This is a genomic window from Candidatus Thiopontia autotrophica (assembly GCF_982804495.1).
The window spans coordinates 22,448-42,343 of record NZ_CEYDPX010000014.1 but is presented as its reverse complement, the minus strand read 5'-3'; the positions used below and the strand labels follow the sequence as shown (position 1 = coordinate 42,343).

Here is a 19,896-nt window from a genome sequence, read left to right as displayed (position 1 = left end):
TATGGCTCCCCCGACAAGACTCGAACTTGTGACCCAAGGATTAACAGTCCTTTGCTCTACCAACTGAGCTACAGGGGAATAGTGGCGCAGATGGTACATTTACCGCTCGATTTGGTCAACAGAAACTGTTGGATTTAGTCCGTTTTTTACTATTCACCAAGGGCGTTGGTAATACGCTCTAATGCAGTTTTCAGGTTTTCCATGCTGGTGGCAAATGAGAGCCGGATATATCCCTCGGCACCAAATGCTGCGCCAGGCACAACAGCAACCTCGGCCTCACTCAGTAGCATCTCTGATAATTCTGTATCGTTGGAGATATCATCCATACGGTTAATAACTCCCTCTACATTGGCAAATGCATAGAAGGCTCCTTGTGATAGCAGGCAGTGGACGCCAGGAATATTGTTCAGGCTCTCGACCACAAAGTGGTTACGCTCACGAAATGACTCATTCATGATGTCTATACATTCACGGTCCCCATTCAGGGCGGTCTCAGCAGCGACCTGTGCGATTGATGTGGGGTTTGATGTGCTTTGTGACTGAACCTTTTTCATTGCACCAATCAGTTTTGGCGGGCCGCCGGCATATCCTATTCTCCATCCAGTCATGGAGTACCCTTTGGAGACCCCGTTCATCATGACTGTACGGTCATAGAGGTTGGGATTTGCCATCAACAGGTTGCTGAAAGGAATATCCCCCAGAAGGATATGTTCATAGATGTCATCAGTCGCAACAATTACGTGGGGGTGATGTTCTAGTACCTCACCCAGTGCAGCCAGTTCATCTGCCGTATACATGACGCTGGTTGGGTTGGATGGGGTGTTGTGGACAAAAAGTTTGGTATTCGGGGTGATTGCGGCCTCTAGCTGCTCAGGGGTAATCTTGAACTCCTGCTCAATTCCAGCAGAGACAATTACAGGAGTAGCATCTGCAAGCATCACTATATCTGGATATGAGACCCAGTATGGGGCAGGAATGATTACCTCATCACCAGGATTAAGCAGGGCCTGGCATAGATTGTAGAAAACCTGTTTGCCTCCAGTGCTCACCATAACCTGATTCATCTCATACCCAACGCCATTCTCTCTTTTGAATTTGTTGATTACGGCCTGTTTCAGAGAGGGGGTGCCATCGACCGCTGTATATTTGGTAAAGCCATCTGTAATTGCATCTTTAGCAGACGATTTAATATGGTCTGGGGTGTCAAAGTCAGGCTCACCTGCCCCCAGCCCAATAATATCCTTGCCCTCACTTCGCAGCCTTGCAGCCAGTGCTGTAACAGCAAGTGTAGGGGATGGTTTTACGCGTTGTACTCGATCAGAAAGCGGTATGTCATGCAGAGAGCTCAAGGCAGATTCTCCAGAAAATAAATTGGTAAAAAAGGTGGTTTAACTAATGGACGATACTATACTTCAACGCCCTCTATTCTGCACAGTTACAATAAAGCAATGAGTGAACGTCCTCTACAGCTTGTCTCCACATTCAAACCATCCGGTGATCAACCCGCTGCAATCAAGGCGTTGGTGGAAGGGCTGAATGACGGGTTGGCGCATCAGGTTCTATTGGGGGTAACAGGTTCAGGCAAGACATATACCATTGCCAATGTAATTGAGCAGACACAGCGCCCAACCGTTTTAATGGCCCCAAACAAGACCCTGGCTGCACAGTTGTATGGAGAGATGAAGGAGTTTTTCCCCAACAATTCGGTTGAGTATTTCGTCTCCTATTATGACTACTATCAACCGGAGGCCTATGTTCCGACCACTGATACCTTTATTGAGAAGGATGCATCAATCAATGAGCATATTGAGCAGATGCGCCTCTCTGCCACCAAGTCACTGCTGGAGAGAGATGACTCCATAATAGTTGCAACAGTTTCTGCAATTTATGGCCTGGGTGATCCAAAACTCTATCTGGGAATGGTGCTCCATCTGTCACGCGGGGAGCTGGTTGATCGCCACTCTATCCTGCGTCGTCTTGCTGAGTTGCAGTACACACGTAATGATGTCGAATTGCGACGCGGCACCTTTAGGGTGAGAGGGGAGATTATTGATATCTTTCCGGCAGACTCCGAGAGGGAGGCCATAAGGCTGGAGCTGTTCGACGAGGAGCTGGAGGGGATATCACGTTTTGATCCCCTGACAGGAGAGGTTCTTCATAAACTACCAAGAGTTACGATCTATCCAAAGAGCCATTACGTTACACCCCGTCAAACAATTCTTGATGCTATTGAAAAGATAAAGGTAGAGCTAAAAGAGCGTCTTGCTCAGTTGCGTGACCTTAACAAGCTGGTTGAGGCACAGAGACTGGAGCAGCGGGTAAAATATGATATTGAGATGATGCTGGAGCTGGGATACTGCTCCGGTATCGAGAACTACTCCAGGTATCTGTCTGGTCGAAATCCGGGTGAATCTCCGCCAACCCTGATGGATTACCTGCCAGATAACGCCCTGCTGGTTGCGGATGAGAGCCATGTAACTATTCCGCAGATTGGTGGCATGTACCGTGGTGACAGATCAAGAAAAGAGACTCTGGTGGAACATGGGTTCCGGCTACCGTCGGCGCTAGATAATCGCCCACTAAAATTTGATGAGTTTGAGTTGCTGGCCCCACAGATTATTCATGTCTCGGCAACCCCGGGGCAGTACGAGCTGGAGCATGCTGGGGATGATATTGTTGAGCAGGTGGTGCGCCCCACAGGGCTGCTCGATCCAGAGGTTGAGGTGCGTCCGGCAACCACTCAGGTGGATGATCTTTTGAGCGAAATCCGCAAACGTGTTGCTGTTGGTGAGAGAGTGTTGGTAACTACTTTGACCAAGCGTATGGCAGAGGATTTGACAGATTATCTTGCGGAACATCAGGTGGCAGTACGGTATCTCCACTCAGATATCGAGACAGTGGAGCGCGTCGAGATTATCCGTGACTTGCGACTTGGTGAGTTTGATGTGTTGGTGGGGATTAACCTGCTGCGTGAGGGGTTGGATATGCCAGAGGTATCTCTGGTAGCTATTCTTGATGCTGACAAGGAGGGTTTTCTCCGTTCCGACAGATCACTGATACAGACCATTGGCCGTGCTGCAAGAAACATAAATGGCAAGGCAATTCTCTATGGGGAGAAGATGACAGGGTCAATGCAGAGGGCAATTGAGGAGACAGAGAGGAGACGACAGAAGCAGCGACAGTATAATGAAGAGCATAACATTACGCCTCAAACCATCCGCAAGGCTGTCTCCAATATTCTTGAGACCTCACCAGGCTCCCTCAAGGGCAGGAGAGGTGGGAGAAAAGTTGCAGAAGAGTCCGCAGTCTATGGTGGAGATGATCCCAAGCTAATACAGAGAGAGATCGACCGACTTGAGAAAGAGATGTATCAACATGCCAGAAACCTGGAGTTTGAGGAGGCCGCAACGGTGCGCGATCAGGTGGAGAGACTAAATAACAGACTTCTTAAGCTTGTTCAGTAGATAGCAGCTCAAACAACCGTATCAGCAGATTACTGATCTCATCATGAAATAACATCATGTCGGCCAGGAAAAAGAGCTCTGCATCTTCCTCATCCTTGGTCTCCTGGCGCATATTATCAATAAGCTCAAGTGGTCTTATCCTTTTGATGGTCAAGTCTTGATCCAGAATAAATGAGACACGATCATCCCAACTCATGGCCAGACGTACCACGTGACTCTGTGATTCAAGATGTTTGCGCACAGCACCCTGAGTAATATCGATATTTTTACAGCGGATTATTCCTCCATGCTCATCGTTTTCACGAATCTCACACTCATCATCCAGGGTGAAGCCTGCAGGGGCAGTATCATGGAAGAGCCACTGACTCATCGCTCCGGCAGGGGACAGCTCTGTATCGGGGTTGGTTATCTCCAGAGACCCCAGGGTTTCACGCAGCAGAACTGTTAGCTCCTCTGCACGGGAACGGCTGGCTGTATCTACCAGCAACCAACCATTGTCTGGGTCGATAATTGCGTATGTTGTACGAGATCTGGAAAAGGCACGGGGTAGCATCTCCACAGTAATTTCGTCACGTAGTCTCTGCTTCTCTCTATTTTTAACCTCACGCTCTTCTGTTGACTCAATCTGTTGAATTCGCTCATTTAGTGCTTCACGAACAACAGTAGCAGGGAGTATTTTCTCCCTCTTTTTTGCTGCAACAAGAATGGCACCATCAAGAGATAGAGTTAATGCATCACCGTCTGGTATGGGGGATCCCCACCCCAATGTCGACATCTCCAGTGCCCCACACTCCCGTGATACCTTCTTTGCGAGCTTCTCCTCCAGGGACTCTACGGATACTCTAAATGGATTGCTTAGGTGGAAAAGAGTGACATTTTTAAACCACATGGGTGGCGATCTCCTGTAATGGTTGGGAATAGAGAGGCGCAAAAAAACCGACTGAGTGACTCAGTCGGTTTTGTTGAATAAAGTTTTTGTCGCTATTTATTCAGGAGCAGCTGGTGCTGGTGCGCGAGGTGCTGCTGGTGGAGCGTAGCGAGGTGCTGGCGCATAAGGTGCTGGACCGTAACCACCATATCCTGGAGCGTATCCAGGGTTTCCATAGCCGCCGTAGCCGTAACGATAGTAGTCATCGTCGTCATCATCATCCCACTCGTCCATCATCTCCTCCATCCAGTACATTGGAGTCCACTCAGGCCAGTCGTTATCGTCATCATAACCACCCCAGCCGTCATTGTTGCTGCCAAACCAACCGGCACTAGCTGTAGATGTGATAGCAATAGATGCTGCAGCAAGTGTTGAAAGTAGAATTTTCTTCATCATGAACCCCCAGGTAATTGTCAAAAAAGATACCCCCATTTTTATGGGATCTGGGAGTGGTGTCAAGTGTTCATTGAAAAGGATTTGAATAGACATCCACAAGATGTTAGCTTGTCTATTGTGCTCTCTTTTGTTGAGAAGCCTGAATCTAATAATAACGCCGTTAAGGAGCTTGGATATCTATGAAACAGTCAAAGAAACTCTCTGTTGTTACCCTGTTTGGAGTAGTCGCTTTTGTTGCTACTACCGCGAATGCATTTGATATGGGAGATATGAGAGGACCTATGAAAGGGGACAATTGGGGTGGTATGCCAGATGGTCCAAGCAGTATGAATATGGATGGGCCAAGCTCGTGGGGTATGCCAAACAATATGAATATGGGTAACCCTGGTGGTGGATGGGGTGGTCCTGGGGGCTGGGGCAGTGGCCCAAGTGGTTGGGGGAACCCTTGGGGAGGCGGAAATCGCGGTGGTAACTGGGGGGGAATGCCCTGGGGTGGAAACCGTGGTGGTAACTGGGGAGGAGTTCCCTGGGGCGGCAATCGTGGCGGTAACTGGGGAGGGATGCCCTGGGGCGGCAATCGCGGTGGTAACTGGGGAGGAATGCCTTCTTGGGGTGGAAACTCATCACCGATGGGGGGATGGGGCGGTCCACAAGGTTGGGGTGGTAGACCAGCAGAGCGACACTCTTTTGAAGATATTAAGCCGTTGCCACCTCTGAAAGATTTACCATCTTTGGACGAACGTTTTCCGTCAAGAAAGAGGGCAGAGGAGAGCGCACCAGCAGAGTCAGTTGAGTGATAAGCTAAATCAGGATAAAAAAAACCACCCCGAGAGGGGTGGTTAAATTGAAAGGGCAAAACCTTTCACTACCAAAGGAGTTACATCAGAAACTAAGTCATGATGTGATTTACAATTTACACGTATATCCTCTCATCCACAATTGATATCTTCTGCTGGATTGATCTGCGTCAAAAATACCCCAAATTGGTTACTGTTAGGTCACAGATAACTACGCATCTGTCCAACCAGCACCCCCTGAATCTCAACCTGATCTGGACGGTAGGTGAATGGTTCCATGGTTGAATTGGCTGGATGGAGAATTACCTGTTCTGGGTGTTGTTCGATTGTTTTCAGTGTGGCCTCCTCACCATCAATTAGTGCAACAACAACATCCCCATTTCTTGCGCTGCTGCGTTTTTCGATAATTACGTGGTCTCCCTCCAGAATTCCAGCATCAATCATCGACTCCCCCTTGACCTGAAGAACAAAACACTCATTTCCTGTGCGCAACTGTTCAGGGACCTCAATTCTCTCTACATCCTCAATGGCCTCAATCGGAAGACCAGCGGCGATACGCCCAACAAATGGAAGCTCATTTTCACTGTGATCATCCTGTTGCGGGGTCAATCTTATGCCTCTATGAAGACCCTCAAGTGGCTCTACCAGGTTAACGTCAATCAGTGCGTGAATATGTTTGTGGAGTGACCCTCTGGATTTAAGTCCAAGGTGGTGACAGAGTTGATCCAGACTGGGAGGATTGTCACGAAATTCATCCTGATGTTCATGCAGGTATTCGTAGATCTCGCGCTGTTTTCTGGTAATGGGTGGCAGTTCCATCATGGTTCTCCGCTATTTTTTATCTAAACTATTAGTTGCGTTCTCTTTATGTTCTGTTAGTATACATGGAAAACAAATAAAGAACAATAGTAAGGGAGCCTCTGAAAAAGCTTAATGGGATGGGGGTTTGGGGGAAGGGCTCTATAGGTGTTGTTGTAACATACTGAACCATAACCCTTCCCCCATAGAATAACTTGTAAAGGAGATCTGATTGGGTCACGAAGTGACTTAATCAGAGCTTTCTAAGCAACAAAGAGGAGATTGTTATGAGCGCAAGTCTGCATCTGTTAACCCCAAAGGGAGCTCGTCCTCTCTGGAGTGGAAATTTTGAGTCGGAAGAGTTTATTGCAGAGCCCCTGGTAGAGATTCCACTACTGGGAAAGATTACAGCTGGACTACCAATAGAGGCGGTAGAAGACCAGCAGATGATCTCGGTACCACAGAATATGGTGCGCAAGGATACCTATGCGCTCCGTGTGGTTGGAGAGTCGATGGTTGAAGATAATATTCAGGATGGAGATGTTATTGTAGTTGAGCGTCAGGAGAGCGCAGCCAATGGTCAGTCGGTTGTGGCGATGATAAACAATGAAGAGGTAACCCTGAAAAAACTATATATAGAGAAAGATGGGGTGCGACTACAGCCGGCCAACTCCACAATGGCACCAATATTTCTGCGTAATGAGGATGTTAAAATTCTTGGGATTGTCTCCGCAGTTATCCGTATTCCATAGGGGGTAAACTGTAGTGTCCGAACTGGTTTTTCAAATATTTCTGGACAGCTCCTTAGAGAAGCCACAAAAGGATTGCGTAACGTGCCGCCTTGCCAATACCGATAAAGATGGCAACAGAGATAAAAGGCAACCTAAACCATCCTGCTGCCAGGCAGAGTCCATCACCAATCACTGGTAGCCACGACAGGAGGAGAACAGGTGCCCCATGCTGTTTGATCCAGTGGAGTGATTTTGGATTAACCTTCTGCTTCAGTCTGTCAGAGTTCCACTTTTTTGCGACAAGCCATCCAATGCCCCAGGTAGAGATGCCGCCAATTGTGTTGCCGACAGTAGCAACCCATAACAGGGTGAAATCTGTATGGGTTGAATTTTGATCGAGCAGAAGCAAAACAGCCTCTGAGCTACCTGGCAACAGGGTGGAAGAGAGCAGTGCAGAGAGAAACAGCCCCCCCAGAGTTATCGAATCGGTCAATATTGGAGGTTTTTCAGATATGCCCTAATGGCGACTGAACAGAGTGACCTTGCCGTCATTATCAAACGTCACAACTGAATAAGGATCTTTTCTGTCGCCCATCTCCATACCTGGAGATCCAACCGGCATACCGGGAGCAGAGATCCCGAGAATTGCAGGACGTTCGGTTAGCATTCGTTTTACATCATCAGCAGGAACATGGCCTTCAATAACATATCCATCAACCATTGCAGTGTGGCAGCTGCTCAGACGTTGAGGGACTCCAGCCTCTTTTTTAATGGGGGCTACATCATTGGTATTGTGAACATTTACCTCAAAGCCATTCTCCCGCATATGAGTTACCCAGTCCTTGCAGCAACCGCAGGTGGGTGATTTGTAAACTTCGACAATAGGGGCTGCGGTGGCTGTCTCTGTGCCTGCACCAATCCAGGCAACAAAAGCTACTGTTGCTGACAGTGTTATAGCAGCAATAATTTTTATGTTTCGATTCATCCTGATCTCCTCCTTGAGTTGAGTTATATTGGAACCAATGTCCTGTTAGAGTGTCTTCCTTTAATACAGTTTCATGTAGATACTAACGTTAATCTTTTGTCCAAAGGAGAGTTTTGATGAGAAAAGTTGTTTTTTTGTTATCGACAGTTGTCGTTGCCACTATTGCAGGTAACGCCCAGGCTGATAACAGGGAGATGGTGCAGATGCCGGAGATGATGCAGGAGCATATGATGGGTAACATGCGGGACCATGTGTTGGCTATCCATGAGATTTTGACTGCGCTCTCCAAAGACGAGCTGGACAAGGCCTCATCTATTGCAGAGGAGCGCCTGGGTATGAGTTCACTGAGTCTGCATGGTGCGGGACATATGGCAAAATTTATGCCGCAGCAGATGGGGGCAATTGGAACTGGCATGCACAGGGCCGCAAGCCGATTTGCTCGCACTGCCGAAGAGGGAGATCGCCTGGCCGCTTATGATTCATTGAATCAGGTAACCGCAGCGTGTGTCGCTTGCCATGCTGGATATCGCATCAGGTAAGATGCGCAAATAACATTAAATAAACCAAATAATCACTTGATATATAAATGAAATAGGATAATAAAATGCAGACAGTAACTGTGGCTAATGTAATGTGTGGTGGATGTGCCAACACTATCGAGACCAGCCTCTCGGAGATGGATGGAGTCGACTATGTGAAGGTCAACGTAGAAGATAAGACGGTAACCCTTGGTTTGGATGAGGGTGTGATGCAGTCAGTCACAGAGAAGCTGGCTGAGCTTGGATATCCCGTACAGTAACAGTGACAAAATCTGGCCATCTGCTGGTTGTTGATGATGATCCAGAGATCCGTCGTCTGCTTAGAGAGTATCTGGAGAGGGCAGGCTATCGTCTCTCGACCGCTGCGGGCGGCAGGGAGATGTTCTCTGCTCTTGAACAGGCCCCGATTGATCTGATTATTCTGGACCTCATGATGCCCGGAGATGATGGTCTGGAGCTGCTCAGAAAGCTGCGTGGCCACTCAAATATTCCGGTGGTTATGTTGACCGCCATGGGGGAGGAGACTGACCGAATTCTTGGACTGGAGATGGGGGCAGATGACTATATCTCCAAGCCGTTCAACCCCAGGGAGCTGCTGGCCAGGATCAAGAGTGTACTTCGCCGTAGCTCCAGCTTGCCGGAGGCCCCCCTGCAGGATGAGGCGACAGAGGCTCTTTTTGCTGACTGGCATCTGAACCTCCAGCAACACCACCTGATATCCCCTGACGGAGTTGTTGTTCCGCTCAGTGGTGGCGAATTCCGTCTGCTGAAGGTCTTTATAGAGCATCCTGGACGAGTCTTGAGTCGGGACCAGCTGCTGGAGTTCAGTCAGGGCAGAGAGGCACAGCCATTTGATCGCAGCATTGATGTGCTGGTGGGGCGTCTCAGGAAAAGATTGAGAGAGGACCCCAAAAAGCCGGCAATCATTCATACCATGCGTGGAGAGGGGTACCGTTTTGTGCCCGAGATAACTTTTGCGTAGATTTCCATGAGATTGATACCTGAATCCTTGTACGGTCGTCTATTGGCAATTCTGCTGATTGGACTGATGGTGCCGCAGCTGCTCAGTGCACTGGTACATCTTTATGATCGAGACACCGTATTGCACCAGACCATGGGTGCAGGCAGTGCAGAGAGAATAGGCTCTATCGTGGAGTTGCTGGATCCGATGACTGATATAGAGCGCGAAAAAATGGTTGAAGCGCTAAATGGTTTCCCTTTGGAAGTGGTGTTGACCTCAAAATATATTAAATTTCATAAGCAGAAAGAGGTTGAGAATGAACAGCTATATCTGCTTTTTAAGGAGTATCTTCAGAAGAGTCTACCTCCAGGACATGAGGCTCATGTTGAGGTAGTTGAGACGGTAATTCCTGTTGCTGTTGGATATGAAGATATGAATGGGCCTCATACCGGGATGCGTGAAATGATGTCTCATCGGATGAGAATGCAAAATATGTGGGGGATGGAACAGCAGAAGGTTAAATCATTTCATGTTCAGGTCAGATTGAGTGATGGGGTATGGGTCGACTTCCACTACCATATTCCCAAGAAGGTTTTTGCATGGCCTACCCGTATGGTCGTTGCACTCTCTCTGCTACTTTTTTCTGTTCTTATTTTGACCTGGATTGCAGTTCGTTGGGTAACAAGACCACTGTCATTGTTATCTGATGCGGCTGAGGCGCTGGGCAAGGATATTCGGCGATCTCCACTGGAGATCAATGGACCTAAAGAGGTAAGGCAGGCGGCAGAGGCATTCAATACCATGCAGCAGCGGCTGAGTCGCTATATCGGGGATCGGGCACGGATCCTCTCGGCCGTCTCTCACGACCTAAAGACACCCATTACCCGCCTGCGGCTGCGCAGCGAGATGCTGGAGGATGATCGCATCCGTGCTGATATCGAAACCGATCTTGATCACATGGAGGAGATGGTGGTCTCCACGCTTGATTTTATGCGGGGAACAGAGAACCCAGAGCCGATGCAGCAGATCGACATGCAGGCACTGCTGGAGAGTCTGCAGGAGGATCTGGAGCCACTCGGTATTCGATTTGATATCAAGGGGCAGGTGACGGAGCCGATCCGTGGCCGACTGGTTCAGCTCAAACGTTGTCTCACCAACCTGTTGGAGAATGGAACCCGTCATGGAGGTGGGAGGGTCTGGGTAAAGCTGGATGAATTGGATGATCGATTATTGATTGTTGTAAATAGCGATGGGGCAACAATTCCTGCAGAAGAGTTGGAGAAGGTCTTTGAGCCCTTCTATCGGGTAGAAAAATCAAGAAGCAGGGAGTCAGGTGGAACCGGTCTAGGTCTTAGCATTGCAAGAAATATTGCCCGCGCCCATGGCGGCGAACTGATTCTTAAGAATCGCCCTGAGGGAGGGGTGGCAGCAGAGCTTGAGATTCCACGATCGTGATGGAGATAACAGTCATCTAAAACAGGGGGTATTCAATGGGTAGTAGAAAAGTGCGGGCCAGTCTCTGGAGGTTGCTACTGTTGTTGATATTACCAATGGCAGCTTTAGCCCATGACCCCATCTTCGGGATCGGTCCTCACACCATCTACAAGGGGGGCGTAGAGACAGCCATCGAGGTTCACTATGAGAAGGCCGGTTCAGAAAAGGAGCTGGAGAGTGCGTTAGAGCTGCTCTATGGGGTAACCGGAGATCTTGCAGTGGGGGCGGAGATCCCCTATGTGACCAAAGAGGAGGATGGCGCTGAGTCTGATGGTGCTGGTGATCTCAAACTCTTTACCAAATATCGATTCTGGCGGGAGGATAGCCTGGGGCTTCAAGAGGCTGCGGCGGTTCATCTCAAGGTAAAGAGTGATAGCGCCAAAGGAGGCAAGAGTCCCGCGCTGGGAAGTGGTACAACCGACTGGATTGGAGGTCTCTCCTATGGCTATGAGGGGATCAAATGGTACCGCTGGGGGGCGCTGCGTTATCGCCACAATGGCGAGAATTCGGCAGGGCTGCGCAAGGGGGGGCGCTGGATGGTTGATTTGGTGGGTGGTTATCGTCCAACCTCGCCTGTTTATCGTGAGCCGGATACGGTCTGGTTGCTGGAGCTCAATGGGGAGCTGTCAGAGAGAAATGAGCAGAATGGGGCAGCGCTTGCCAATACAGGAGGAGATGAGTGGTTTCTCTCCCCGGGAATCTTCTGGACACAACGCAATATGGCAGTGAAAGCCGGGGTGCAGATTCCCATTTCGCATGATCTGAATGGGGCTCAGGAGGAGTCCGATCTACGGGCAAAGCTGGTGGTTGAGTGGCATCTATGAGGAGCAGGATAATGAATAGAATAGTTAAGAGAATAGTTATAGCCGCAATGTTTTTGATGAGTGGCTGGGCAACCTCACTGTTTGCAGCAGGAGTGCAATATGAGATGCGGGTGGATGGATTGGCCTGCCCATTCTGTGCCTATGGCATAGAGAAGAACTTCATGAAAACGGAGGGGGTTGAGAGGGTTGATATCGACCTGAAAAGAGGGTTGGTGATTGTGGATACCCAAGAGGGGGTGCGTTTTACCGAAGATCAGCTCAAACAGATCTTTGATGATTCCGGCTTCAGCTATCGAGGGGTTGTTGAGCGTGCTCGATAATATCAATAGTTACAGAGGTGATGGCACTCTTACCCATGCAACATACTCAAGCACATCCATGTGGCGCTCGACTGTGGCCGTCCTGACCACAGACGGTTGCCTGTGTAAGAGTGCCATCACCTCTGCAGTTATTCATATAGGTAGGATAATAACCGCACTTTTGCTGATCTCATTCCCTGCCACAGTTATGGCGGCGGAGTATCAACAGATTCACGCATGGGGGAGTTTCGGTACCGGAGCAGGGGAGTTCAATGAGCCGACCGGGGTGGCGGTCAGTGAGTCAGAGGTGTTTGTCAGTGATGCCCGGAATGGGAGAATTCAGGTATTCAACCACCAGGGTGCTTTTCTGAGAGAGTTTGGAAACAGTGGAGAGAAGCAAGCGCGTCTTGGGCGCCCGATGAATCTGGAGCTTCACGATGGCCGGCTCTATGTGGCGGACTACTGGCATGAGCGGATCCAGGTCTACAGTCAGAAAGGGGAGTATCTGCGCACCATTCAGACCAGTGATGAAGATATGTTGCTGAATGGGCCGGGAGGTGTTGCCTTCTCTAAACAGGGGAACCTCTTTGTGGCCGATTTTTACAACCATCGGATTGCTGAGCTAACCCCCGAGGGGGCACTTATCAGCCAGATTGGAACCCCGGGAGAGAGCGGGTTCTGGGGGGGTGAATTCAGCTATCCCACCGATGTTGCAACGGGCGAGGATGGAACCCTCTACGTGGCTGATGGTTACAATGATCGTATTCAGCAGTTTTCCGCTCAGGGGGTACTGATCCGCAAATGGGGTGGCCCCTTTGCCATGAATATCCATGGCTCACTGGATGGCTGGTTCTCGGTGGTGACCAGTATCGCGGTCGGTCCAGAGGGAGATGTTTTTGTGGCTGATTTCTACAATAACCGTGTGCAAAAGTTTACCCCGGATGGGAAGTTCATCACGTCCTTTACGTTGCCAGCCGAAGAGCCATCTCACAGCGCAATCGCGCTGGATGTGGATGCAAGCGGAACCCTGTTTGTTGCTAACTTTGCAGCCAATCAGGTCACCGTCTGGAGAGAGAAATCCGACTGAGCTGTCCTAGCTGGAGAGATCCGCTCTCTTCTGCAGATAGCTGTCCCGATCAATTTTCCCAAGTGCATACTCCTCATCGAGCATCTCTCGAGCCGTCTTTTGCTGGGCAGTGTGTGAGCTATCACCTCCCTGACCCCGTGTGTTGGCCAGCCAGAAGATCAGTGCGATGATGAGGATCCAGAAGATCCATCCGAAGCCGCCAGACATAAAAGTATCCATCATGGTGCTATCCTCTATTTAGGTGGTTTGTTGCAACAGGGAGCAGGGCGAGCAGATGCATTTTCTCGTCCGGTCCTGTCACTGTATTGATGAAATTTTCCGAGCAATCTGGACCAGAAGGTCTGCCGTACTATAACGTCGGCATTAGAGAGATGGTTCAGAACAGTCAGGTAATCCGTGGTGCGAATGTCATACGTCAGATAGAGCTTGTTACCTCTACTGTTCCAGACAATATCCAGCACATCTGGAAGCTGTTCCAACCTCCCGGATGAGGAGGCAACATGGAACACCCTCTTTACCAGCCATGCGTTTTGATTGCTCTTCATGCACTCATCATAGCGCAGTTATTGAAGAAATCTCTGCTGTTTTGTAACCGGCTGTAATTATGTGGCGGATTGTTACATACGCTTACAAAAAAGCTGTTTTGAGACAAACTGCAGTTACATTCGGGGAGTATTCTGGGTTGCAAGATCAAATGGTTTGAGCCGCCAGCCCTGTTCATACTCCTCCCTAAGGGTAAAGCGTTCCGTATGACTCACGTTACGAGTCACTATATTTTAATCATGAAACAAGGAGAAGTATTATGAAAAGTTCAAAAATGGTTATAGCAGCTCTAGCATCCATGGCGTTTTCAGTTCCTGTTATGGCGGATAGTGAGCAGAGTCAGGTGCCAATAAATCCTCAGATGATGCAGGGGATGAACCCGCAGATGATGCAGGGAATGATGGGTAATCGGCAACAAATGCCGATGATGAGTGGGCAGCAGTGGAGAAACCCCATGGGTTATCAGCAACAGTATCCATATGGAATGATGGGTAACCGACACAGCTCAATGATGAACCCTCAGCTGATGCAACAGATGATGGCGTCAAAGCAGAGCCATATGAAGGCAGTTGAAGGCCATCTGGCTGGAATAGATGCATCACTCAAGGAGCTTGTTGAGTTGCAGCGTAATCGATAACTGTCAAACAACCTGAATTCTGCAAGCCTAAGAGTTCTTGCAGGATTTTTTTTTGAATAAGGAAACAAGTAGTGAATAGAAAGGAGTCCAGATCAAGGATGGTCACAGTGCTGGCTGTGGTAGTAGTCGTGATAGCGGGGGTGACTGGATATTCTCTGTTATCTGGGGATGAGGTTTATGCTAACCATACACAACCAGTTGATATGGAGCGACAGTTCTCCTTCGAACAGTTGCCAGAGCAAAAGACCATTATTAAACATGCTTCAGGTCTACAGTATGCAGGAACTGAGAGTGGCCTCTTCGTAAGTGAGGATGGCGGCAAGTTTTGGAAACGCTCGTATCCATTTCCACTACCGGTAACCATGATTACCACGTTTGACAATGAGAATCTCTATGCTTTTGTGGTTGGTAAGGGGTTGTTTAGCATACGAGGAGATGAGACCGAGTGGTCGCTGATAAATAATCAAATGGGTACTCAGTTTCTTGTTTCACTCTCTAGCGAAGAGGGGGAGATAAATAGATTGGTTGCTCGTAACCAATACGGCAAACAAATTATCTCTGATGATGGTGGAGAGAGCTGGGTTCGTGCGGATGGCTTTCCAAAAGTCAAAACCATGGTGGAGAGAAGGGGTGAAAAGTTGTTTAACGAGAAGTGTCAAAGCTGTCATGGTATTGCCGGAATTGGCGAGACCTATACCATCGAGGCACTGACTAATCGTGACTACCTGATGGCTCCACCCCTTGATGAGTCTGCACATGCCTGGCATCACACTGATGAGGCACTGATGAAAACCATTCTTGAAGGATCTTCACGACAGAGCAGGATGCCTGCCTGGGGAGATCTTGGAGTCACAAAAGCAGATGCCAGCCACCTTGTTGCCTATATCAAAAGTTTGTGGGGTGAGCGCATTAGAGATTGTCAGGGACCACGACACATGCAATGTATGTAAATAAAATTAATAACAGACCAGAGGAATCAACCAGAAATGAAATATGGAAAAATAGTAATTACACCAATGATGATAGCGACTTTGGTGAGTGGTTCAGTTCTCGCGCACGGCAGTTATGAACGTGGTGAACGTGTGGCCATTGCTAGCCCACAAAATCTTGCAGTGGTAGAGAGTCCATTCAAGGTTATATTTTCAGCTCCTGAGGTGAAGATTGCACCGGCTGGCGTAGACAAACACAATAGCGGACACTTTCATCTGATGGTGGATACGGATGCCATTCCAACACTTGATGAGCCGATGATGGAATCAGACAAGCATCTGCGATTTTCTGCAGGAGAGCGTGAGACCACGCTTGAGCTCTCTCCAGGTGAGCATACCTTGCAGTTGATTGTGGCTGATGAAGAGCATACCCATTTTGAGAACCTGGTATCCAAAAAGATTACGGTTTATGTGAAAAGGTAAACATTAGGACCTCATATTAATGGTTAAGATTGTTGTGCTGCTTCTCTCAGCAATTCTTCTGTCGGCCTGTGATTTTCTGGATCCAGAAAAAGTACGTGCACGCAACTTCCTTCCTGCCATTGGTTATCAGGCCAGTGTGGTAGATGGTAAGGCTAGTTATCAGGCGGTCTGTGCGCGCTGTCATGGGTCAGCATTGAATGGTGGTCCAGAGGGGCCACCACTGCTTGACCGTACATATGCGCCTTCTCATCATGCGGATCTTGCGTTCTTCCACGCAGTAAAAAATGGGGTAAGGCAGCACCACTGGAAATATGGAGACATGCCGATGTTGACTGGCATCTCTCCTGAACAGGTGGGAGATATTGTGGCATTTGTAAGAGAGGAACAGCAGCAAGCTGGTGTTATTAAGTAAAACAGAAACAGGGAGGTATTTTATGATGATTAAACAGCTGACTTTAGTGGCAATATTATTGACAATTTCATCTGTTCTCAGTGCAGCAACTACTGATAATGGAACTAGAGTTCCATTCAAGCAGGCAGTTGGAATGGGTAAGTTCAAACAGAACTGTTCTCAGTGTCACGGAGAGTGGGCGCGGGGAACGGAGCAGGGGCCGCCATTGATACATAACTATTACAAGCCTTCACATCATGGTGACAACGCCTTCTACCGTGCAGCCATGAGCGGAGTTAAAGCCCATCACTGGAAGTTTGGCGATATGCCGCCAGTAGAGGGGATAAAAAAGAGAGATGTAACCCGAATCATCTCTTTTATACGATGGCTACAGCAGACAAATAATCTATACTAGAAAATATTGGTAGGAATAACTGAAAATGAATAGAAAAGTATTGTTGGCACTCTCTGTGCTGGTTCTCGTTTTGGGGTTTATTGTGGCTCAACCATTTTTATCTGAGGATAAGGGTGCAGGTGCCAGTGGTCGTTGGTACACAGAGAGGCAGGTTGCAGAGGGTGGCCCGTTATTTCAAACTCATTGTGCCAGTTGTCATGGGCCAGAAGCTGCATCCATACCAAACTGGAGAGAGACTGACGAGAATGGGAATTATCCACCACCACCGCTCGATGGTAGTGCACATGCATGGCATCATCCATTGAGTTTGTTGCAAAAAACTGTAAGGGATGGAGGGGTTCCTTTGGGGGGACAGATGCCGCCATTTAAGGATGTGTTGTCTGCAGAAGAGATTGATTCTATTCTGGCATGGATACAGACGCACTGGTCAGACAAGGTTTACGGGATATGGAAAGAGAGAAATGGGTAGATGAAAAGATTGTGGGCTGTACTGCTGTTATCAATAGTCTCTCTGTCGGTAGCGGCAGAGAAGATTGATGGCAAGAATGTCTGGAGTGAGCTCCCACCATTTGTGCTGCTGGATAATGCCGACAATGAGAGAAATCTGAGCGAATGGAGAGGAAAGGTGCTGATGGTAAACTTTTTCGCCACCTGGTGTGCACCATGCCGTTATGAGGTTCCACATCTTATCAAGTTGCAGGAGGAGTATGGCCCCCAGGGGTTGCAGATTATCGGGATTGGATTTGATGAGGGTAAGAAGGTAAAAAATTATGCCCGCTCACTGGAGATCACCTATCCAGTACTGGTTGCCGACCCTGAACAGCATCCAACACTGATGAAACGCTGGGGGAATGAAACCGGGGTGATCCCGTATCTGTTTGTGGTAGACCAGGATGGCACTGTCTCCATGAGCCAGAATGGCTCATTCTCCGAACGCCACTTTGAGTGGTTTGTTAGGCCGCTGCTGAAATGAGTACCGAAACACGTCTCTCCATCTCCGGAATGGTCTGTGCAGGCTGTGTCTCTGCAGTCGAGGATGCACTGCAGCAGGTTGAGGGGGTCAAGGCGGCCTCCGTCAACCTTGGTGAACGCAGTGCAATTATTGAGGGAGAGGTTGAGGTTGAGGAGCTGATTGCGGCGATCAAGGGGGCCGGCTTCAATGCGGCAGAGCTGGTCAGTCTGGCAGATGAGGAGGAGAAGGAGAACCGCGAGCTACAGGAGTATAGACGGCTCTGGTGGCGGGCAATCTCTGCAGGTGCTATCGGGTTGATTCTTTTTATTTTGGGGATGGGAGGATTCCTGCCATCAGTTGAAGAGGGGAAGGTTGTCTGGCTTGGTATTAGCCTGATCACCCTGTTGGTGTTAATAGTTGTGGGGGGTCACTTCTTCAGTGGGGCCTGGGTCACCCTCAAGAACCGTCGTGGAAACATGGATACCCTGGTTGCGATGGGGACAGGTACCGCCTGGCTCTACTCAACTGTTATCGTGATCTATCCCAATGTAGTGCCATCACTTGCCAGACACGCCTATTTCGAGGCGGCAGTCATAATTATTGCCCTGGTGTCGCTCGGGTCGGCACTGGAGACCCGTGCCCGGGGCAAGACCTCGGCTGCCATTCGACAGCTGATTGGTCTGCAGCCAAAAACTGCACGGGTAATTCGTAATGGGGAGGAGATTGATCTCCCTCTGGAACAGGTGGGGCTGGATGAGACCCTGCGGGTACGGCCCGGTGAGAAGATTCCTCTGGATGGGGTGGTGCTTGAGGGCTCCTCTCATGTTGATGAGTCGATGTTGACAGGGGAGCCGATGCCGGTTGGCAAAGAGGCCGAGAGTGAGGTGGTTGGTGGCACCATAAATGGATCCGGCACATTCCTGATGCGCACAACCCATATTGGCAGAGAGACCGTACTGGCGCAGATTATCGATATGGTACGCAAGGCACAGGCCAGCAAGCCTGAGATTGGCCGTCTGGTGGATCGTATTGCAGCTGTGTTTGTACCTATTGTAGTGGTGGTTGCAGCACTTAGCTTTATTGTCTGGTTCTGGTTTGGGCCGGAGCCACAGCTCAGTTATGCAATGGTTGCAGCAATGACGGTGTTGGTTATCGCATGTCCATGCGCCCTGGGTCTGGCCACTCCAATCTCCATTATGGTTGGGGTTGGGCGTGCTGCGGGGATGGGTATCCTGATTCGTAATGGGGAGGCCCTGCAGCAATCTGGTGAGGTGACGACGGTTGTACTGGACAAGACCGGCACCATTACCGAGGGTAATCCGCGTCTTGTATCCATGTTGCCTGCAATTAATAGGAGTGAGGATGAGCTGCTGGAGATGGCGGCCTCACTGGAGATGGGGTCGGAACATCCACTGGCCACGGCAATACTGGATGCCGCAAAGGAGCGTGGCATCTCATCGGAGAGTGCAACCAGTTTTCACAGTGAGACCGGGCAGGGGGTCAGCGGGGAGGTCGATGGCAGGAAGCTGTTACTGGGGAACCGTGTAATGATGGAGGAGCACGGTGTCAATCTACATAAGTGGATAGAGAAGAGCCTGGAGTGGGGCAGAGCGGGGATGACCCCAATCTATCTGGCACATGATGGAGAGATTGCCGGAATGTTGGCAATTGCAGACCCGATCAAGGAGGGTGCGAAGGAGTCACTTGATCAACTGCGTCAGATGGGGATTAGGATAATGATGCTTACTGGTGACCACCGCTCTACCGCAGAGGCAGTTGCCAGTCAGCTGGGGCTTGGGGTTGATGAGGTTGCTGCAGAGCTTCTTCCATCTGCAAAGATTGATCAGATCAAACTTCTGCAGCAGCAGGGAGAGCGGGTAGCGATGGTGGGGGATGGCATTAATGATGCCCCCGCACTGGCTCAAGCAGATGTGGGCATTGCCATTGGAACCGGAACCGATATTGCGATTGAGGCAGCAGATATTGCCCTGATGCAAGGGGCTCTGCAGGGAGTGGTTGAGTCGATCGCCCTCTCCAGAGCCACGATGCGCAACATAAAACAGAATCTGTTTGGTGCCTTTGTCTACAACACTCTGGGTATTCCGGTTGCCGCCGGGGTGCTGTTTCCGCTTTTCGGGGTGATGCTGAGCCCGGTAGTTGCAGCTGCTGCCATGAGTATGAGCTCGGTAACGGTGGTGACTAATGCGTTGCGTCTCAGAAAAACAGAATTACTGTAGACACCA

General features: G+C 49.4%; 26 protein-coding genes and 1 tRNA gene. 18 read left to right on the top strand and 9 right to left on the bottom strand.

The genetic code is table 11. The annotated features are described in order from the left end of the window. Positions 1 to 2: 2 nt before the first annotated feature. Together AC3ZFK_RS05655 and AC3ZFK_RS05650 are read right to left on the bottom strand one after the other, a co-directional pair. Positions 3 to 78, bottom strand: a tRNA-Asn gene (locus tag AC3ZFK_RS05655). Positions 79 to 149: 71 nt separating this feature from the next. Continuing rightward, positions 150 to 1,340 carry a pyridoxal phosphate-dependent aminotransferase gene (locus AC3ZFK_RS05650; protein WP_487506886.1) on the bottom strand — a complete coding sequence of 397 codons (1,191 nt, stop codon included), beginning with the start codon at positions 1,338 to 1,340 and terminating at the stop codon, positions 150 to 152. A gap of 108 nt (positions 1,341 to 1,448) precedes the next feature. Between AC3ZFK_RS05650 and uvrB the strand changes: the two genes are divergently transcribed. Then, a complete protein-coding gene (gene uvrB / locus AC3ZFK_RS05645) occupies positions 1,449 to 3,464 on the top strand; it encodes an excinuclease ABC subunit UvrB (RefSeq protein ID WP_487506885.1) in 2,016 nt (671 codons plus the stop codon). Here uvrB and AC3ZFK_RS05640 read toward each other — a convergent pair. Together AC3ZFK_RS05640 and AC3ZFK_RS05635 are read right to left on the bottom strand one after the other, a co-directional pair. Beyond that, on the bottom strand, positions 3,448 to 4,353 hold the full coding sequence (locus tag AC3ZFK_RS05640) for a recombination-associated protein RdgC (protein WP_487506884.1): 906 nt from the start codon (positions 4,351 to 4,353) through the stop codon (positions 3,448 to 3,450). The two genes, uvrB and AC3ZFK_RS05640, sit on opposite strands and share 17 nt — an antisense overlap. A gap of 96 nt (positions 4,354 to 4,449) precedes the next feature. Then, positions 4,450 to 4,785 (bottom strand): hypothetical protein, encoded by a 336-nt coding sequence (locus tag AC3ZFK_RS05635; RefSeq protein WP_487541471.1) that lies wholly within the window; start codon positions 4,783 to 4,785, stop codon positions 4,450 to 4,452. 182 nt (positions 4,786 to 4,967) lie between these two features. On the opposite strand from AC3ZFK_RS05635, the gene AC3ZFK_RS05630 reads away from it, so the two are divergent. Beyond that, the gene (locus AC3ZFK_RS05630; RefSeq protein WP_487506882.1) at positions 4,968 to 5,585 is read left to right on the top strand and encodes a hypothetical protein; all 618 of its coding nucleotides are present in this window, start codon (positions 4,968 to 4,970) and stop codon (positions 5,583 to 5,585) included. A gap of 201 nt (positions 5,586 to 5,786) precedes the next feature. On the opposite strand, the gene lexA (AC3ZFK_RS05625) is transcribed toward AC3ZFK_RS05630, so the two are convergent. Then, complete coding sequence (gene lexA, locus AC3ZFK_RS05625; protein ID WP_487506881.1) at positions 5,787 to 6,404, bottom strand: transcriptional repressor LexA; 618 nt, start codon at positions 6,402 to 6,404, stop codon at positions 5,787 to 5,789. Positions 6,405 to 6,670: 266 nt separating this feature from the next. On the opposite strand from lexA (AC3ZFK_RS05625), the gene lexA (AC3ZFK_RS05620) reads away from it, so the two are divergent. Further along, the gene (lexA, locus tag AC3ZFK_RS05620) at positions 6,671 to 7,135 is read left to right on the top strand and encodes a transcriptional repressor LexA (RefSeq protein WP_487506880.1); all 465 of its coding nucleotides are present in this window, start codon (positions 6,671 to 6,673) and stop codon (positions 7,133 to 7,135) included. 52 nt (positions 7,136 to 7,187) lie between these two features. On the opposite strand, the gene AC3ZFK_RS05615 is transcribed toward lexA (AC3ZFK_RS05620), so the two are convergent. Continuing rightward, positions 7,188 to 7,607, bottom strand: a complete 420-nt coding sequence (locus AC3ZFK_RS05615; RefSeq protein WP_487506879.1) for a YqaA family protein — start codon at positions 7,605 to 7,607, stop codon at positions 7,188 to 7,190. Positions 7,608 to 7,631: 24 nt separating this feature from the next. After that, positions 7,632 to 8,099 carry a DUF411 domain-containing protein gene (locus AC3ZFK_RS05610; protein WP_487506878.1) on the bottom strand — a complete coding sequence of 156 codons (468 nt, stop codon included), beginning with the start codon at positions 8,097 to 8,099 and terminating at the stop codon, positions 7,632 to 7,634. Positions 8,100 to 8,215: 116 nt separating this feature from the next. Between AC3ZFK_RS05610 and AC3ZFK_RS05605 the strand changes: the two genes are divergently transcribed. From AC3ZFK_RS05605 to AC3ZFK_RS05575, 7 genes are all read left to right on the top strand, one after another. Then, positions 8,216 to 8,638, top strand: coding sequence for a hypothetical protein (locus AC3ZFK_RS05605; protein ID WP_487506877.1), 423 nt, complete (start codon positions 8,216 to 8,218; stop codon positions 8,636 to 8,638). Positions 8,639 to 8,703: 65 nt separating this feature from the next. Next, positions 8,704 to 8,898, top strand: coding sequence for a heavy-metal-associated domain-containing protein (locus AC3ZFK_RS05600; RefSeq protein ID WP_487506876.1), 195 nt, complete (start codon positions 8,704 to 8,706; stop codon positions 8,896 to 8,898). A gap of 2 nt (positions 8,899 to 8,900) precedes the next feature. Next, a complete protein-coding gene (locus AC3ZFK_RS05595) occupies positions 8,901 to 9,620 on the top strand; it encodes a response regulator (RefSeq protein ID WP_487506875.1) in 720 nt (239 codons plus the stop codon). A 6-nt stretch (positions 9,621 to 9,626) separates the two neighbouring features. Then, positions 9,627 to 11,054 (top strand): ATP-binding protein, encoded by a 1,428-nt coding sequence (locus tag AC3ZFK_RS05590; protein ID WP_487506874.1) that lies wholly within the window; start codon positions 9,627 to 9,629, stop codon positions 11,052 to 11,054. A 35-nt stretch (positions 11,055 to 11,089) separates the two neighbouring features. After that, the gene (locus tag AC3ZFK_RS05585; RefSeq protein ID WP_487506873.1) at positions 11,090 to 11,917 is read left to right on the top strand and encodes a transporter family protein; all 828 of its coding nucleotides are present in this window, start codon (positions 11,090 to 11,092) and stop codon (positions 11,915 to 11,917) included. An 11-nt stretch (positions 11,918 to 11,928) separates the two neighbouring features. Further along, entirely contained in the window at positions 11,929 to 12,237 is a 309-nt protein-coding gene (locus AC3ZFK_RS05580) for a heavy-metal-associated domain-containing protein (RefSeq protein WP_487506872.1), read from the top strand. Beyond that, positions 12,191 to 13,303 (top strand): NHL repeat-containing protein, encoded by a 1,113-nt coding sequence (locus AC3ZFK_RS05575; RefSeq protein ID WP_487506871.1) that lies wholly within the window; start codon positions 12,191 to 12,193, stop codon positions 13,301 to 13,303. Before AC3ZFK_RS05580 ends, AC3ZFK_RS05575 begins: the two co-directional genes overlap by 47 nt. A 6-nt stretch (positions 13,304 to 13,309) precedes the next feature. On the opposite strand, the gene AC3ZFK_RS05570 is transcribed toward AC3ZFK_RS05575, so the two are convergent. Beyond that, on the bottom strand, positions 13,310 to 13,525 hold the full coding sequence (locus AC3ZFK_RS05570; RefSeq protein WP_487506870.1) for an SHOCT domain-containing protein: 216 nt from the start codon (positions 13,523 to 13,525) through the stop codon (positions 13,310 to 13,312). Positions 13,526 to 13,536: 11 nt separating this feature from the next. Continuing rightward, complete coding sequence (locus tag AC3ZFK_RS05565; protein ID WP_487506869.1) at positions 13,537 to 13,848, bottom strand: hypothetical protein; 312 nt, start codon at positions 13,846 to 13,848, stop codon at positions 13,537 to 13,539. 257 nt (positions 13,849 to 14,105) lie between these two features. Here AC3ZFK_RS05565 and AC3ZFK_RS05560 point away from each other — a divergent pair, with 257 nt between their 5' ends. The 8 genes from AC3ZFK_RS05560 to AC3ZFK_RS05525 all read left to right on the top strand — a co-directional run bounded on the left by AC3ZFK_RS05560 (position 14,106) and on the right by AC3ZFK_RS05525 (position 19,890). Continuing rightward, positions 14,106 to 14,483, top strand: coding sequence for a hypothetical protein (locus tag AC3ZFK_RS05560; protein ID WP_487506868.1), 378 nt, complete (start codon positions 14,106 to 14,108; stop codon positions 14,481 to 14,483). A gap of 71 nt (positions 14,484 to 14,554) precedes the next feature. Continuing rightward, positions 14,555 to 15,433, top strand: a complete 879-nt coding sequence (locus AC3ZFK_RS05555; protein ID WP_487506867.1) for a c-type cytochrome — start codon at positions 14,555 to 14,557, stop codon at positions 15,431 to 15,433. Between the two features lie 36 nt (positions 15,434 to 15,469). Beyond that, the gene (locus AC3ZFK_RS05550; protein ID WP_487506866.1) at positions 15,470 to 15,895 is read left to right on the top strand and encodes a DUF4399 domain-containing protein; all 426 of its coding nucleotides are present in this window, start codon (positions 15,470 to 15,472) and stop codon (positions 15,893 to 15,895) included. A 19-nt stretch (positions 15,896 to 15,914) separates the two neighbouring features. Next, positions 15,915 to 16,307, top strand: coding sequence for a c-type cytochrome (locus AC3ZFK_RS05545; RefSeq protein ID WP_487506865.1), 393 nt, complete (start codon positions 15,915 to 15,917; stop codon positions 16,305 to 16,307). Positions 16,308 to 16,329: 22 nt separating this feature from the next. Then, positions 16,330 to 16,701, top strand: a complete 372-nt coding sequence (locus AC3ZFK_RS05540; RefSeq protein WP_487506864.1) for a c-type cytochrome — start codon at positions 16,330 to 16,332, stop codon at positions 16,699 to 16,701. Positions 16,702 to 16,726: 25 nt separating this feature from the next. Then, positions 16,727 to 17,170, top strand: a complete 444-nt coding sequence (locus AC3ZFK_RS05535) for a c-type cytochrome (RefSeq protein ID WP_487506863.1) — start codon at positions 16,727 to 16,729, stop codon at positions 17,168 to 17,170. Beyond that, positions 17,171 to 17,674: a TlpA family protein disulfide reductase gene (locus AC3ZFK_RS05530; protein ID WP_487506862.1), complete on the top strand. Its 504-nt coding sequence runs from the start codon at positions 17,171 to 17,173 to the stop codon at positions 17,672 to 17,674. It abuts the gene before it with no gap. After that, on the top strand, positions 17,671 to 19,890 hold the full coding sequence (locus AC3ZFK_RS05525) for a heavy metal translocating P-type ATPase (protein WP_487506861.1): 2,220 nt from the start codon (positions 17,671 to 17,673) through the stop codon (positions 19,888 to 19,890). Before AC3ZFK_RS05530 ends, AC3ZFK_RS05525 begins: the two co-directional genes overlap by 4 nt. Positions 19,891 to 19,896 lie beyond the last annotated feature (6 nt).

Bases quoted from the DNA above. Each gene is read 5' to 3' on its own strand.
- uvrB (WP_487506885.1), top strand. From the start codon at position 1,449: ATGAGTGAACGTCCTCTACAGCTTGTCTCCACATTCAAACCATCCGGT.
- AC3ZFK_RS05640 (WP_487506884.1), bottom strand. From the start codon at position 4,353: ATGTGGTTTAAAAATGTCACTCTTTTCCACCTAAGCAATCCATTTAGA.
- AC3ZFK_RS05635 (WP_487541471.1), bottom strand. From the start codon at position 4,785: ATGAAGAAAATTCTACTTTCAACACTTGCTGCAGCATCTATTGCTATC.
- AC3ZFK_RS05630 (WP_487506882.1), top strand. From the start codon at position 4,968: ATGAAACAGTCAAAGAAACTCTCTGTTGTTACCCTGTTTGGAGTAGTC.
- lexA (WP_487506881.1), bottom strand. From the start codon at position 6,404: ATGGAACTGCCACCCATTACCAGAAAACAGCGCGAGATCTACGAATAC.
- lexA (WP_487506880.1), top strand. From the start codon at position 6,671: ATGAGCGCAAGTCTGCATCTGTTAACCCCAAAGGGAGCTCGTCCTCTC.
- AC3ZFK_RS05610 (WP_487506878.1), bottom strand. From the start codon at position 8,099: ATGAATCGAAACATAAAAATTATTGCTGCTATAACACTGTCAGCAACA.
- AC3ZFK_RS05605 (WP_487506877.1), top strand. From the start codon at position 8,216: ATGAGAAAAGTTGTTTTTTTGTTATCGACAGTTGTCGTTGCCACTATT.
- AC3ZFK_RS05600 (WP_487506876.1), top strand. From the start codon at position 8,704: ATGCAGACAGTAACTGTGGCTAATGTAATGTGTGGTGGATGTGCCAAC.
- AC3ZFK_RS05590 (WP_487506874.1), top strand. From the start codon at position 9,627: ATGAGATTGATACCTGAATCCTTGTACGGTCGTCTATTGGCAATTCTG.
- AC3ZFK_RS05585 (WP_487506873.1), top strand. From the start codon at position 11,090: ATGGGTAGTAGAAAAGTGCGGGCCAGTCTCTGGAGGTTGCTACTGTTG.
- AC3ZFK_RS05580 (WP_487506872.1), top strand. From the start codon at position 11,929: ATGAATAGAATAGTTAAGAGAATAGTTATAGCCGCAATGTTTTTGATG.
- AC3ZFK_RS05575 (WP_487506871.1), top strand. From the start codon at position 12,191: ATGATTCCGGCTTCAGCTATCGAGGGGTTGTTGAGCGTGCTCGATAAT.
- AC3ZFK_RS05570 (WP_487506870.1), bottom strand. From the start codon at position 13,525: ATGATGGATACTTTTATGTCTGGCGGCTTCGGATGGATCTTCTGGATC.
- AC3ZFK_RS05565 (WP_487506869.1), bottom strand. From the start codon at position 13,848: ATGAAGAGCAATCAAAACGCATGGCTGGTAAAGAGGGTGTTCCATGTT.
- AC3ZFK_RS05560 (WP_487506868.1), top strand. From the start codon at position 14,106: ATGAAAAGTTCAAAAATGGTTATAGCAGCTCTAGCATCCATGGCGTTT.
- AC3ZFK_RS05550 (WP_487506866.1), top strand. From the start codon at position 15,470: ATGAAATATGGAAAAATAGTAATTACACCAATGATGATAGCGACTTTG.
- AC3ZFK_RS05545 (WP_487506865.1), top strand. From the start codon at position 15,915: ATGGTTAAGATTGTTGTGCTGCTTCTCTCAGCAATTCTTCTGTCGGCC.
- AC3ZFK_RS05540 (WP_487506864.1), top strand. From the start codon at position 16,330: ATGATGATTAAACAGCTGACTTTAGTGGCAATATTATTGACAATTTCA.
- AC3ZFK_RS05535 (WP_487506863.1), top strand. From the start codon at position 16,727: ATGAATAGAAAAGTATTGTTGGCACTCTCTGTGCTGGTTCTCGTTTTG.
- AC3ZFK_RS05530 (WP_487506862.1), top strand. From the start codon at position 17,171: ATGAAAAGATTGTGGGCTGTACTGCTGTTATCAATAGTCTCTCTGTCG.
- AC3ZFK_RS05525 (WP_487506861.1), top strand. From the start codon at position 17,671: ATGAGTACCGAAACACGTCTCTCCATCTCCGGAATGGTCTGTGCAGGC.